The sequence below is a fragment of the Paenibacillus phytorum genome (assembly GCF_013141715.1).
GTDB classification, from domain to species: domain Bacteria; phylum Bacillota; class Bacilli; order Paenibacillales; family NBRC-103111; genus Paenibacillus_E; species Paenibacillus_E phytorum.
On sequence record NZ_WHOA01000104.1, the window covers coordinates 1 to 13727 of the forward strand.

9 protein-coding genes and 1 riboswitch are annotated in these 13727 nt (G+C 44.6%); of the genes, 3 read left to right on the forward strand and 6 right to left on the reverse strand.

Annotated elements, in window-relative coordinates; all coding sequences use genetic code 11:
- The 6 genes from GC098_RS16150 to adh form a co-directional block, all read right to left on the reverse strand.
- A partial coding sequence (locus GC098_RS16150; protein WP_171644167.1) for an OmpL47-type beta-barrel domain-containing protein occupies positions 1 to 4957 on the reverse strand: 4957 nt, incomplete at its 3' end.
- A gap of 90 nt (positions 4958 to 5047) precedes the next feature.
- Positions 5048 to 5140, reverse strand: a riboswitch (cyclic di-GMP riboswitch).
- A gap of 351 nt (positions 5141 to 5491) precedes the next feature.
- Positions 5492 to 5950, reverse strand: a complete 459-nt coding sequence (locus GC098_RS16155) for a hypothetical protein (RefSeq protein WP_171644168.1) — start codon at positions 5948 to 5950, stop codon at positions 5492 to 5494.
- Positions 5951 to 5984: 34 nt separating this feature from the next.
- A complete protein-coding gene (locus GC098_RS16160) occupies positions 5985 to 6431 on the reverse strand; it encodes a hypothetical protein (protein ID WP_171644169.1) in 447 nt (148 codons plus the stop codon).
- Complete coding sequence (locus GC098_RS16165) at positions 6428 to 7624, reverse strand: ParM/StbA family protein (RefSeq protein ID WP_171644170.1); 1197 nt, start codon at positions 7622 to 7624, stop codon at positions 6428 to 6430. Before GC098_RS16165 ends, GC098_RS16160 begins: the two co-directional genes overlap by 4 nt.
- Positions 7625 to 8281: 657 nt before the next feature.
- Positions 8282 to 8647 carry a DUF779 domain-containing protein gene (locus GC098_RS16170; RefSeq protein ID WP_171644171.1) on the reverse strand — a complete coding sequence of 122 codons (366 nt, stop codon included), beginning with the start codon at positions 8645 to 8647 and terminating at the stop codon, positions 8282 to 8284.
- A gap of 12 nt (positions 8648 to 8659) precedes the next feature.
- Positions 8660 to 10180, reverse strand: coding sequence for an aldehyde dehydrogenase (adh, locus tag GC098_RS16175; protein ID WP_171644172.1), 1521 nt, complete (start codon positions 10178 to 10180; stop codon positions 8660 to 8662).
- Between the two features lie 239 nt (positions 10181 to 10419).
- Here adh and GC098_RS16180 point away from each other — a divergent pair, with 239 nt between their 5' ends.
- The 3 genes from GC098_RS16180 to GC098_RS16190 all read left to right on the forward strand — a co-directional run bounded on the left by GC098_RS16180 (position 10420) and on the right by GC098_RS16190 (position 13723).
- On the forward strand, positions 10420 to 12171 hold the full coding sequence (locus GC098_RS16180) for a sigma-54-dependent Fis family transcriptional regulator (RefSeq protein ID WP_312880170.1): 1752 nt from the start codon (positions 10420 to 10422) through the stop codon (positions 12169 to 12171).
- Positions 12172 to 12290: 119 nt separating this feature from the next.
- Entirely contained in the window at positions 12291 to 13265 is a 975-nt protein-coding gene (locus GC098_RS16185; protein WP_171644174.1) for a helix-turn-helix transcriptional regulator, read from the forward strand.
- Between the two features lie 62 nt (positions 13266 to 13327).
- Entirely contained in the window at positions 13328 to 13723 is a 396-nt protein-coding gene (locus tag GC098_RS16190) for a VOC family protein (RefSeq protein ID WP_171644175.1), read from the forward strand.
- Positions 13724 to 13727: the final 4 nt, after the last annotated feature.

Below are 13727 nucleotides of genomic sequence, written 5' to 3' on the forward strand. Positions count from 1 at the left end.
CATCTGTTGCTGCCAGCGTCACAATTGCTTCCTTAGACCATCCTTGAACATCACTTGCCTTTGTCAACGGAGCCATTTTGTCAATCTTCACATAAATGATTTTTGTCGCTTCCGTGTTGCCTACTTTATCTACAGAATAATAAGATACTTTATTATTGCCTTCTTGACTAACAGTAACGACAGTTCCGGACACGAAAGCTTGGTCGTTCAAAGAATAGAACGTATTTGCCACTCCCGTTTCATTATCGGTTGCCGACAATGTTACTGCTGCATTTTGATTCGTCCAATCCGTTGGTGCAGTTGCTGTCGTTACCGGTGCCTCAGTATCGATGATCAGCTTTGCCTCAACTGTATTGGAAGGACCCGATTCACCAAATGAATTACTATACGAAGATACATAATACAGGTGGTTCGCATAAGATAGGTTATTTACTGTGTAAGACAGGTTGTTTAAGTTTTTAACCAGCAGTACCGGTTGTCCATTTACAATTTCATATACGTTATAACCATTAGCGTATGTGATAAAATTCCATGTAATTACAGCGCTTGTTGGACTTAGCAGCCTCAAACCTGCCACTGGAGACTGCATATCAGGGTAAATAATATCAAATGTTAACCGATTGGAAGGTGCAGACTCACCAAAACGTGTATTATAAATGACTAATTCATAATTATGCGTTTTCTCACTCATGTTGTAGATCTGGGTTGTTAGAGCCGTACCTTTATAGATTAACTGACGTGTTCCGTCTGTCACTTCATATACACGATATTCATTAGCCCAAGTTGCTGTCGTCCAAGTTAATGTCAGATTATTAGCGTTCGTGACTGTTCCTTTCAATTGTGACGGCTGAAGTACCGGCCATGTCAAAGTGAAAGCTGAGATACCCGCCTTCGGCGATTCACCGAAACGATCACTATAGGAGTAAATCTCATAATTGTAGTCACCTTCTGGCATGTTGGTAAACGTTAAGGTTGTACCCGTTTGTGTTTTTTTCAATTCTCTTTGACCATCTACGATTTGGTAGACACGATAAGCCGTAGCGTAAGTTACGGTTCCCCATTTTAAAGTAATGTCATTGCCATTCGTCACACTTTTCGTCACATTACCCGGTGCTTCCATGATCGGATGTACCAGTGTAAATGAGAGCTCTCCTCCCTCCGGAGACTCACCAAAGCGACTGCTGTATGAATGAATTTCATAGGTATAGTCTCCAGCAGGCATGTTGTAAAATCCTACCGCAGTGCCGGTCTGTGTACTTTTCAGCACTTTTTGGCCATCTACTACTTGATAAACTTTATAGGTATTAGCATAAGTTGAAGTTCCCCACAATAAAGAAATGTCGTTGCCATTCGTTATACTTTTCGTCACATTAGCCGGTGCTTGCATGATCGGATGTACCAGCGTAAACGTGAGCTGGCGTCCCTCCGGGGACTCACCAAAACGGCTGCTATAGGAATGCACTTCATAGGTATAGTCGCCTGCTGGCATGTTGGTATATGTTACAGTTGTTCCGGTCAGTGTGCTTTTCAACACCTTTTCACCATCAACTACTTGATATACTTTATAAGATGTAACGTAAGTTGAAGTTCCCCACTTTAAAGTAATATCATTACCATTCGCAATTGTCTGCGTTAATGTAGCAGGTGCCTGCATCACAGGGAAATCCAAGGTAAAGCTTACACTTGCTCCATCTGGAGATTCCCCGAATCGAGTTCCGTAAGAATGAACTTCATACGTGTATTCTCCTTCAGGCATGTTTGCAAATGTAACTGATGTTGCAGTTTGTGATTTCTTCAGAACTTTCTCACCGTTAATTACTTGATAAATGTTATAGGATGCTACGTTAGCAACGGCCCCCCATTGCAGGGTGATATCATTGCCATTCACAATCGTTTGAGTCACTTGATCCGGTGCAGCTGTCCAGTTCTGATCTAGCGTAAAACTAACTTGACTTCCCTCTTGTGATTCACCGTAACGAGTGCTGTATGAATGGACTTCATACGTATAGTCGCCCGCAGGTGAACGAAGATAACTTACGGAAGTAGTGGTCACAGTGCTTTTCAATACCTTCTGACCGTCAATGATTTGATATACCTTATAAGAGTTGGCATAAGGAACTGTTCCCCACTTAAGGGTAATGTCATTACCGTTTGCAATCGTCTGGGTCAGACTTCCCGGCGCTTGCATCACTGGGAAAACCATGGAGAGGTTCACTTTACTTCCTTCCAACGACTCTCCGAATTTAGTACTCACAGAGTGAACAACATACGTATGATCCCCGGCTGTCACATTCGTGTATGTTACTGTCAACGTGGTCACTGTGCTTCTTAAAACCTCTGTACCATTCACAATCTCATAGACTTTGTAACTGTTAGCATAGGGTACTGTATCCCATGTTAAAACCACGTCGTTACCATTCTGTACATTAGTTGCCAGATTACCTGGTCCTACCATTGTCGGCAGAATCAACTTAAAGCTAACTTCTGCTCCCTCAGGGGATTCTCCTAAAATTGTTGAATAGGAATCAACTACATACTGATAGTCTCCGCCAGGAATGTTTGTATAGGTAATAGTTAAGCCGGTTAGCGTGCTTTTCAAAACTTTTTGACCATCAATAATCTGGTACACTTTATAGCTTGTTGCGTAAGGTACCGTGGTCCACTTTAATGTAAGATCATTCACATTCGCCAAACTATAGGTCAGGCTAGCTGGAGCTTGCATCGTTTGACCGTTCAAAGTGAAAGTTAATTTCGTACCCTCTAGAGATTCTCCAAATCGTGTTGAAACCGTATAAACTTCATACGTATAATCACCAGGCTGCATATTGGTATAAGATACCGTTGTTGTAGCTACTGTGCTTTTCAATACTTTTTGACCATTTACTATTTGATACACTTTATAGCTGTTACCATTTGCTGCTGCGTCCCAGTTTAAAGAAAACGCCGTAGCCGATGTTACACTCTGCACCAAATTGGTTGGTGGCAGTATCGTTGGAAGTACGATAGAGAAAGTTACCAGGCCACCTTCAGCCGATTCTCCAAATCGTGTGGAATTCGAGTGAATTTCATACGTGTAATCTCCTGCTGCCAGATTTGTATAAGTTACTGTCGTACCTGTCACCGTGGATTTCAATACTTTTTGACCGCCTGAAACTTGATACACTTTGTAATTTGTTGTATTTGCAACAGCAGTCCATGTTAATACGACATCTGTCACATTTTGAACCTTTGCAGTCGGATTTCCCGGAGCTGCCATGGTTACAGCATCTACCGTAATCGATACCTGGCTCCCTGCCACGGATTCCCCATATCGATCGCTATAGGAATGAACCTCATACTGGTAATCGCCAGCCGACATATTTGCATAGGTCACAGTCATTCCGGTTACTGTACTTTTAAGTACCTTTGTACCGTCTACGATTTGATACACTTTATAAGCCGTAGCATTAGGTGCAACCGTCCATGTCAGTACTATGTCATTTACATTCTGAAATTTGTATGCGAAATTCCCCGGAGCAGCCATGACTACTTCCCCTACCGTTAAGGCAGCTTGTGTTCCTTCAGCTGATTCACCGAAACGGGTGCTAACAGAATGAACCTCGTATACATAATCACCCGCAGGCATGTTAACGTAGGTAATCGTCGTGCCCGTCACAGTGCTTTTCAGTACTTTTTGATCGCCAATAACTTGATAGATATTATAGGAGGTAGCATTGGGTGCAACCGTCCAAGTCAGTACAATATCAGTCAGGTTTTGCAGTTTGGAAGTAAACGTTACCGGAGGAGTCATCGTAACCGATCCTACACTCAAGGAAACCGTACTGCCGTCTACAGACTCGCCAAACAAGTTATTGGACGAATGAACTTCATATACATAATCGCCTGCCTGCATATTCGTAAATGTAACCGTCGTACCGGTTACTGTGTTTTTCAATATTTTTTCTCCATTGATAACTTGATACACCTTGTAAGAGGTCGCGTTGGTCGCAGCGCTCCAAGTTAGTACCAAATCATTCACATTTTGAATTTTAAAAGTTAGGTTGCTTGGTGGCACCATTGTTCCTACGGTTAATGAAATCGTGCTACCCTCGACAGACTCTCCGAAACGGTCACTGAAAGAGTGAACGATGTATGTATAATTTCCAGCGGGCAAATTCATGTAGGATACGGTTGTTCCGGTTATTTTACTGCTTTTTAATACTTTTTGATTATCAATAATTTGATAGACGTTATAGCCGGTTGCATATGCAGCAGTATTCCACTTCAGTGTAACGTCATCGGTAGCCACCGTATACGTTAAACCGCTAGGAGCCGTCATCGTCGGGTAGCCGACAGCAATTTCTACCGGTGCAGAGTTTGGAGATTCTCCGTACAAAGTATGACTAGCTGTTACCGTATATGTATATATTCCCTCTGCGACATTGTTGACGGTAAAAGTTCTCGCTGTCCCCGAATAGACTAACTTTCTTCCGCCTTCTTGATTTACATACAAATTATATGTTTGTACATTAGGAGCTGTTCCCCAGTTCAAAACGATATTATTGCCATTCTGTATGGTGTACGTTAAAGTGGCCGGGGCAATCATATCCGGATAAGTGATATTGATATTCACCGGAGCACATGGGCCCGATTCGCCACCTGAACTTAAAGTAGACACCACATAACTGTAAGAGCCCTCAGTCAGGTCATTCATGGTAAAAGAAGCTGTTGTCGTTGTCCCGACATTGATAAGCTGTCCATAGGTGATGCTGTATACAGTGTATCCTGTAGCTCCATACACCGGACTCCACGTCAATTTCACATCATCAGGCGTCAGAAGTTGAGTAGCAAGATTGCTCGGAGGTAAGATGGTTCCGTTGTCTGTTGCTCCCCACGCATGTAAGGCTGGAAAAATTAATTGAACAAATAAAAGCAGTGTGAGAACCATAGACATTTGTCTTGATTTCTTCATTGACATCTGACTTCCCTTCTTATAATAAGGATTGATAGATCTCAAAAAAAAGAAAAGAACCTTAAACAAGGTTCATAGAAAAACACTATGATTCCCTGTGGTAACCGGCTGCCATTCGCGTTTTTTAATACGCGTTTCAGGCCCTTGGCTTTGCGTCTCACAGTTTCCTGTGATTTGCCCTTTTCACTTGAGATTTCGATACTTCTATCTCTGCCATAATACTATATTCCTAATAGTTTGAATAGGTAAATTTAACTATAAAGTCATACTCCGTATATATTCTAGTACTTTTGATCTTCTTAATTAGTTAAAAAATCAATAATTTTCCTATATTTATAAAACTTGCATTATAATTCGACAATATTTGATTGGATACCCCTTACATAAGATGTTGTATACTATATGAATATCGAACTATTTAGAGTCTTTCCAACTTAAAAACAGACCATGCTTCTACAATCGTAGATAGCATGGTCTATTTTAAGCACCATCAGACTTGCAGGGTGTTTTACAAAATTGATTCTGTCCGTCCGCTATACCTTAGTTAGCAATTCTGCTCCATACAGGGTACTCTTCCAAGTACCCATATTCGTTCAATTCCTTAAGAGCCTTGCGTATGCTATGTTCATCCTCGCCCGATTCACTGGATAGTTCCACTAGATCGTCTAGGTTGATGTTCGGGTTCTCTTTGCAAAACGTAAGCAAGCCCTTTGCAGCCCAGGAAAGTCGATCGTCTTGGAAATCTCCCACCATACGGCGGAATATTTTGTGCGAGACAATTCTCAGCTCCACGAGTTGCTGCAAAGATTTGGTCGCCTGTTTGATATTCATGCGACCGAGCATAGCAATATCAGATAATCCTGGAATATTCGATTCCGAAGAAAAACATTTCAAGACGATAAAGGTCATTTGTGTATAAATATCCATACCGGGATGGTGAAAAACTTCATCTGAAAGATTAAAATGACGCGCTGCGTCCTTAGCTTGTCCGTTGTCCATCTGATGTCCTCCTTTTCATTACCATGGAGTTCACCTACTCATTATTGTTGCCATGATCCGAGGATTGTACTAGCTTTCCCGAATTGTGCCGAGATTGCCGGAATATTTGCGCCAAGCTGAATTTTTTCTGATCATTGGCACCCGGGATCTCCTTCTTTGGCTGGTTGAAATCATCATTCGCTTCATGAGTAGGTTCAATAGGCTCAGCCGACTCCATGTCACTATAGCTGTCTGCTAGAGAAACGGCATTATCCATGTCCGAGTCCATTTCTTTCCCGGGAAATAATTCTACAACAGGTCGCTTATTCGATTGCTCTTCACAAACATATCTTGTCAAAATATCCATGATGCCTTGACTGAAAATGCCTTCCATTTTCAACTGATTCAAATAGTCGATGACCTCAGGCGGTGTATCTGATGGAATATAGAGTGTAATATCCTTACCGGAACGAACGTAAACGGTAGATCTCCGCTTTTTCAATCCGAACCGCTCCCACTCTCGGATACTCCTTTAGAATCAGCACTGGCCGCTGCAGTTTCGTCCTCATGTTTCAGCGCGTGGTCAAGCATAAGAAAGGTGCCTCGCACGTTTCGGAATTGGCTGTGTTCCACGGTATCAAACTTAATGGGCAAGCCCAGCTCGGCGTTTAATTTCTCAATCCAAGGCTGCAACACGACCGCTCCACCGCCGATAAACCAAAATTCGTTGGCGTAGCGAACATGCTTCCAAGAGTTGCGAGCGTATTTCAGCACTTTCTCCGCTAATATGCGCATATGCCGATTAATAAGGCTTGTCATGTCAAAGACAACCTTACCCTCCGCATAAATCTCATACTCTTTGTTGACCAGCATGAGAGTTAATTCCGCAGTGCTTGCGATCAACTCCTCGCCTTGCGAGTTAACCTCGTTGCGAATGCTCTCTAACGCATCATTGAGGTAGATCTTAGCACCAGTAGAGTGCCTCTGATCCAGATCGAGACCGGGTTTGAAGAACGCGATATCCATGTCAACACCACCTACATCCGCGATACCGAAGCCTTTGTGGGATAGATGCGATTTGGAAGTGGCCTCAAGGTCGTAAACACCGGATACATCGTCTATGCTGATATCGGTTGGAAGCGAGAATTCCATTTCCACCGTTATCCCTTTAAATACGGGAGTTGTCCCGAATGTAACGGAATGTACACCTCCTGTAATCTTATGAGCAAATTCCTCGCGGAATTTCGTAATTTCACGAATCGGCAGACCCGTACCCAAGTTGACGGCGGCTTTAATCCGTTTTTTTCCCCGCCTGATGGCATCCTCATGTTTCTTGGCAATGGCATACGCCGCAGCCGTAAGGAGAGTTACCATCGTTTCGGGCCTCTGGGCCTTCTTTTGCACCGCTTTATCCCCTACTATTTCATGAATAATCCCTTCGTCACCGATCGCTAAGTTACCCACGTAAACATGTCGGTACTGATCGCTCTCAATCGAAGGTGATGTAATCTGTACGTCAAGAAAATCCAAGGGATCACCTTGTTCCATCAAAAGAAATCGTTCACCAAACGGTTGCGCTAATACATTAGGAAAAATAAAATTATTGTTCAAATGGTCGTAAATCACTTTAACGTGACTGCTGCCATTATCAATAGACAGCGTGATGGTAGTGGTTAAGACTTCGTTCTTGGTCAAGTCTATTCCCCTCTCCGGTGGCCTTATTTGAGTTTATATAAAGATTCGCGTAACTAGGGCCAATTGAGAGGGTATTTGGAGAAATTGGTATTTTTAGCAGCTAGCTGGAATGAACTTTAAAGTTTAAAGTTTAAGATTCAAGATTTAAGCTTTAAACTGTACGATTTAAACGTTAAGGTTTTAACTTTAAAGTTTAGGATTTAAATGTAAAGTTTAAACTTGATTTCTGGTCGTTTGTAAATGTTGATGCCACGCAGGCTAAACATCGCTTGCCTGTCCGTGGAATGTTGTATTTTCTACAACTTTTAGCAAGCAAATAACACCATTTCCACGCGAATGTTGCAAAAAATACATCAATTCCAGCCAAAAGTAGCTCTACAGCATATAAAGAGGCTAAATTGTTGTACAACATGCAACATCCTTAGCTTGCCAGGAAAAAATCAAGGAAATTGTTGCACGCTGTACAACTTGCCATTATTTTTGACGCAGCATACCGTTGAATCAATGCACATGCAGCCTTTCTGCGATTTGCTTCATGGTCATAGGCCCGAATATGGGAGGCGCCATTTTCTTGTAAACCTTTGCCTACAGCTCAAAAACCCTGCTCCCTTCGTCAAGGAAGAGAACAGGGTTTTTGATCCTATCTAATAAAAATGCTTAGAGACCCAACACACGCCGCTCCTCATCCGAGAACATCCTCGAGCGAGTCAGAAAACGTCGCCCTTCCGGCCCCTCAAGCGAGAACATCCCGCCTCTGCCGGGCACCACATCGATGATGAGCATCGTATTCTTCCAATACTCGTATTGCGGCTTGCTCATATAGAAGGGTGCGCCGCCTATATCCCCTAGCCATACGTCGCTGTCGCCGATAAAGAACTCCCCTTGCGCGTAGCACATCGGAGAGCTGCCATCGCAGCAGCCGCCGGATTGATGGAACATGACAGGGCCATGCTTGGCCTTTACGATTTCGATTAGCTCTAGAGCGGCATCGGTAGCAACAACCTTGCTCACTTCTATCGTCATCGTACGACTCTCTTAGAAGAAGCCCAGTGCGTCGGGGCTGTAGCTGACGAGTAGATTTTTGGTTTGCTGGTAATGAGAGAGCATCATTTTGTGATTCTCGCGGCCAATGCCCGAGCTCTTATAGCCGCCGAAGGCCGCATGAGCAGGATACGCGTGGTAGCAATTCGTCCATACACGGCCGGCTTGAATGCTGCGCCCCATCCGGTAAGCCGTGTTCATGTCGCGTGTCCATACACCGGATCCAAGACCATAGAGCGTGTCATTCGCGATCGCCAGCGCCTCTTCCTGATCCTTGAACGTCGTAACGGAAAGAACTGGTCCGAAAATCTCCTCTTGGAAGATTCTCATTTTGTTATGCCCCTTCAGAACTGTAGGCTGAATGTAGTAGCCTTCGGAAATATCTCCATCCACCTTTGCCCGACCTCCACCGATCAGGCATTCAGCACCTTCTTCCGCACCGATATGGATATAGCTCATAATTTTCTCAACTTGCTCGGTAGAGGCTTGTGCGCCAATCATCGTATCCGTATCCAGAGGGTTGCCCTGTTTGATAGCAGCGACTCGCTTCAAGGCTCTTTCCATAAATTGATCATAAATCGATTCCTGAATTAATGCGCGTGACGGGCTGGTGCAGACTTCCCCTTGATTCAGGGCGAACATCGCAAAGCCCTCGAGCGCTTTGTTGAAGAAAGCGTCATCACTTTTGACCACATCCTCAAAGAAAATGTTCGGCGACTTGCCACCCAGCTCCAAGGTGACTGGTATCAGGTTTTGCGAAGCATACTGCATAATTAAGCGGCCTGTCGTCGTCTCGCCGGTAAAGGCGATTTTCGCGATGCGCCTGCTCGAGGCAAGCGGTTTGCCGGCTTCAAGTCCGAAGCCGTTGACGATATTAAGTACGCCCGGAGGTAGCAAATCTTGGATGAGCTCTATCAGCACCAGTATGGATGCCGGCGTTTGCTCAGCAGGCTTCAGAACGACCGCATTTCCAGCCGCAAGTGCCGGAGCAAGCTTCCATGTCGCCATAAGCAGTGGAAAGTTCCACGGTATAATCTGACCGACGACGCCAAGGGGCTCATTAAAATGGTAAGCCACCATATTATCATCCAATTGGCTGAGCGAACCCTCCTGAGCGCGAATGCATCCTGCAAAATAGCGAAAATGATCGATCGCCAGTGGCAGATCAGCCGCAAGCGTTTCCCGAACCGGCTTCCCGTTATCCCAGGTCTCGGCAACCGCAAGCATTTCCAAATTCGCTTCCATGCGATCAGCTATTTTATTTAAAATGACGGCACGCTCCGTAACGGACGTGTGCCCCCATGCGTCCTTTGCAGCATGCGCGGCATCTAAAGCCAGCTCGATATCCTCTGAAGATGAGCGTGGAACCTCGCAGAAAACACGGTTATTTACAGGTGATGGATTGTCAAAATATTCGCCCTTAATAGGCGCAGTCCACTTTCCTCCGATGAAATTTTCGTACCTTTTTTTAAATGTAACCTTTGATCCGTTTTGTCCAGGTTGTGCATAAATCATTTAGCTCAGCCTCCTTAAAATGGAATACGTCAAATATATTAGCAAGGATCGTGCCAACATAATGAATGCCGTCCAATAAGGCAAAATGGTGAGCGCTTTCTCGATTTTGTTCCGCTCTGAAACAACGGAAGTGTTCCATTTTGGGACATTCTTTCTTTCAGCACTCCATTAATAAAAGCAACTATGATATGATCGGGTTAGGAAACCGATTGCAATGGAGGTGTTTATTTTTGCTATCCGTGGAAAATAACTTTTTATCAGAAGCGACGGCATCTTCTTGGAAGCGCTGTCACGAAATTGGTTTAATGCCCACCGACCCCATTGATGATAACATCTTAACCGGAAGACACATTCAATCTCTATTACAGCAAAACGAGCAAACCATACATTACACGGAGCAAATATTCGAGCAAATGCACACAGGCATCAAGCAATCTGGCCAGATGGCGCTGCTTATCGATTCTGAGGGAACCATTATTCATACGGTCGGAGATATCGATTTCTCCCGCCGGGCGTTAGCGGTTCAGCTGCAAGTAGGAGCAAATTGGGCCGAAAGAAGAAAAGGAACAAATGCCATTGGTGTCGCCCTCACAGAGAAAAAACCCGTACGTGTGCATGCCGAAGAGCATTATTTCAACTCCAATCACTTCTTGACCTGCGCCTCGGCACCCGTCTTCAATTCAATCGGCGAGCTGATTGGTATCATCAATATTAGCGGCAAACAAGAGAATTATCACGCCTATACGTATACACTTGCCTGTATGGCAGCCCTTTCCCTGCAGAACAAAATTCTGCTGGAAGAGTCGAAGAAGGAGCATCTCATTACCCTCAGAGAACTCGAGCATTCCTCACAAAATCATCCTTTGCCGCTGCTCTCTCTAAGCCGGGATAACCACATCATTCGTGCTAATCATACCGCTATCCGCATTGTTGGAAGTGACGCCATTGGCAAAGTGTTTACGAAGTTGGAAGGCTTTTCGATCGAAACCATTCATAATGAGCATCAGAAGCTGTGGCAGTCCGTCTCCATTCAGAAGCAAGCGGAAAACGAGCAGCATTTGTATGCGTTTAGAGATATAGTCGGCACTTGTCCGACCATCATACAGAAGAAAGAACTGGCCAAGAAGGCGGCAGCGACAGATTTTCCTGTCTTATTATTGGGTGAAAGCGGTGTGGGGAAGGAATTGTTCGCGCAATCCATTCATACCGCTAGCCCCCGATCGGCGGAGCCGTTCATTGCACTGAATTGCAGTGCCATCCCGGACAGCTTGATCGAGAGTGAATTGTTCGGATATGCTCGCGGCGCTTTCACGGGGGCGAACAAAGACGGCAGTGCCGGGAAATTCGAGGCCGCGCACAAGGGTACTATCTTCCTCGATGAGATAGGCGACATGCCTCTTCGTGCGCAGGCTGCTTTATTAAGAGTACTCCAGGAAAGCATGATTACTCCGGTAGGCAGCGCGAAGAGCAAAGCAATTGATATTAGAGTCATTGCAGCAACGAATAAGGACTTGGCCACGGAGATTAAGGCGGGCCGATTTCGGGCTGATCTGTATTACCGGTTGAAAGGGATACATATTACGCTGCCGTCCTTACGAGAAAGAAGCGATATTTTGACATTAGCCGTGCATTTACTCCAGAAGCATGCTTCGCCCTGTCCATTCCTAACGGAAGCAGCGCAGCAGAAGCTGTTAACCTACAGCTGGCCGGGCAATATCAGAGAGCTTAGCGGCATTCTTATGCAGGCGGTCTTCCTAGCAGGAGGACAGGCGATTGACGCTGACCATCTAGCGTTCGAAGAACCCCATGAGGCTGTACAAGCAGGATCAGGCAAAGATCACCCCCTCACGTTGAAGGACGCGGAAATCAAGGCGATCAAGAAGGCGCTGAAGGCCTCGGAATGGAACCTTAGCAAGGCCGCCGGACAATTGAAAATCGGAAGAACGACGCTATATCGTAAAATTGAGGAGTACGGCATAACGTTATTTTAAGCGAAATATTAGTTAGACATAGCGCCCTATCTCTTTGAGATTGGGTGTTTTTTTCATCGGTCCGTCAATGGTATGATGGAGCCATATGGATAGGATTTCCTAGGAAAGGAATATGAATTATGTCAAAAGCAGATCATATGCTTTCTATCCTCTGGTTGCTCAAATCTCAAAAGCGAATAACAGCTAAGCAGCTTGCTGAGAAGCTGGAGATTAACATCCGAACCGTCTATCGATACATCGATGCTTTATGTGCCAGCGGAGTCCCTATTATTTCCGATTCCGGGCATCATGGCGGTTATAGCTTGCTCGGTCATTTCAATGAAGCTCCGCTTGTATTTGATCTAGATGAACAAAAAGCATTAATTCACGCAGCCGCTTTTGCCCAGGAGGCAGGGTATCCGTTTGGAGAGAAATTAAGTCAGGCCGTCGCCAAGTTGAAAATGTATACCAATGAAGAACAACGCCATCAAATCAATCTACATGAGCAAGGTCTTGATGTCATTCTCCCCCAAGCTGATGCTTCGCAAGTATCTCTGCTTCAAGAAGTGGAAATTGCGGCGGCTCAGAGCATGACCATATTTATGCATTATCAAAAAGGCTACGGATCTGTAACAGAAGCTCGTCATTTGGATCCTTACGGACTTGTTTGCTGGAAAAGCAAATGGTATGTGGTAGGTCATTGTCATCTTCGTAAAGAAATTCGAAGCTTTCGTATCGATCGTATTCGAAAGTTGGAAAGGGCGGAGAAGACTTTTGAACGGCCTGCTGATTTCTCGGCGCGCAAATTTATCCTTTCAGGTGTGCTGCCTGATTCGGATAAGCCGGATGAGCTCATATCTGTCAAAATTACTGGAAGAGAGCAAGCACTAGATGATCTATGTGGTCATTGGTTTCTGGCCCATGCGTTGGTAGAACGTTCGCAGCTTGAAGCCCATTTTAAACTGGAAGAGCGATACATCCTGTATGATCTTCCCTACTTTCTTCTGACTTATGGGGGGACCCTTCGCATTAAAGAGCCGCAGCTGCTCCAAAACCAAATGATTGAGGTAACGAAAAATTTACACAATTATTATGCGGCGGCGCAGCTTGACTGACCGTTTCTGTCAGTGAAGATGGGCTACAATGGGTCTTAGGTGAAACCTAAGGAGGAAAGATCATGAATTTATTACAAGTTCGTATTTTGGTAGATGATTTTCACAAAAGCGCAGCTTTTTATAGGGATCTATTAGAATTGAAAGCTGACTGGTATGAGGAGTCGATGGAGTACGCGTTGTTTAACACGGGCGCTGCTCGTATCGAGCTGCTGTCCCGTAAAGCCATGGGCGAAGCACTGGGAGAAGATTTGGGGCAAAGTGGCAGCTATGCAACGAATTTTGTACTCAATATTGAAGTTGAAAATATAGATGATACTTACCATCGTTTATCCGACAAAGGCATCGAATTCGTCAAAGAACCATTTAATCATCCGACATGGAATGGACGACTTGCCCATTTTCGGGATGCAGATGGCACATTAATAGAACTCTATCAAGCAAAAAAGAAGGAGGATTGATCAG

Bases quoted from the DNA above. Each gene is read 5' to 3' on its own strand.
- GC098_RS16155 (WP_171644168.1), bottom strand. From the start codon at position 5,950: ATGGACAACGGACAAGCTAAGGACGCAGCGCGTCATTTTAATCTTTCA.
- GC098_RS16170 (WP_171644171.1), bottom strand. From the start codon at position 8,647: ATGACGATAGAAGTGAGCAAGGTTGTTGCTACCGATGCCGCTCTAGAG.
- adh (WP_171644172.1), bottom strand. From the start codon at position 10,180: ATGATTTATGCACAACCTGGACAAAACGGATCAAAGGTTACATTTAAA.
- GC098_RS16185 (WP_171644174.1), top strand. From the start codon at position 12,291: ATGTCAAAAGCAGATCATATGCTTTCTATCCTCTGGTTGCTCAAATCT.
- GC098_RS16190 (WP_171644175.1), top strand. From the start codon at position 13,328: ATGAATTTATTACAAGTTCGTATTTTGGTAGATGATTTTCACAAAAGC.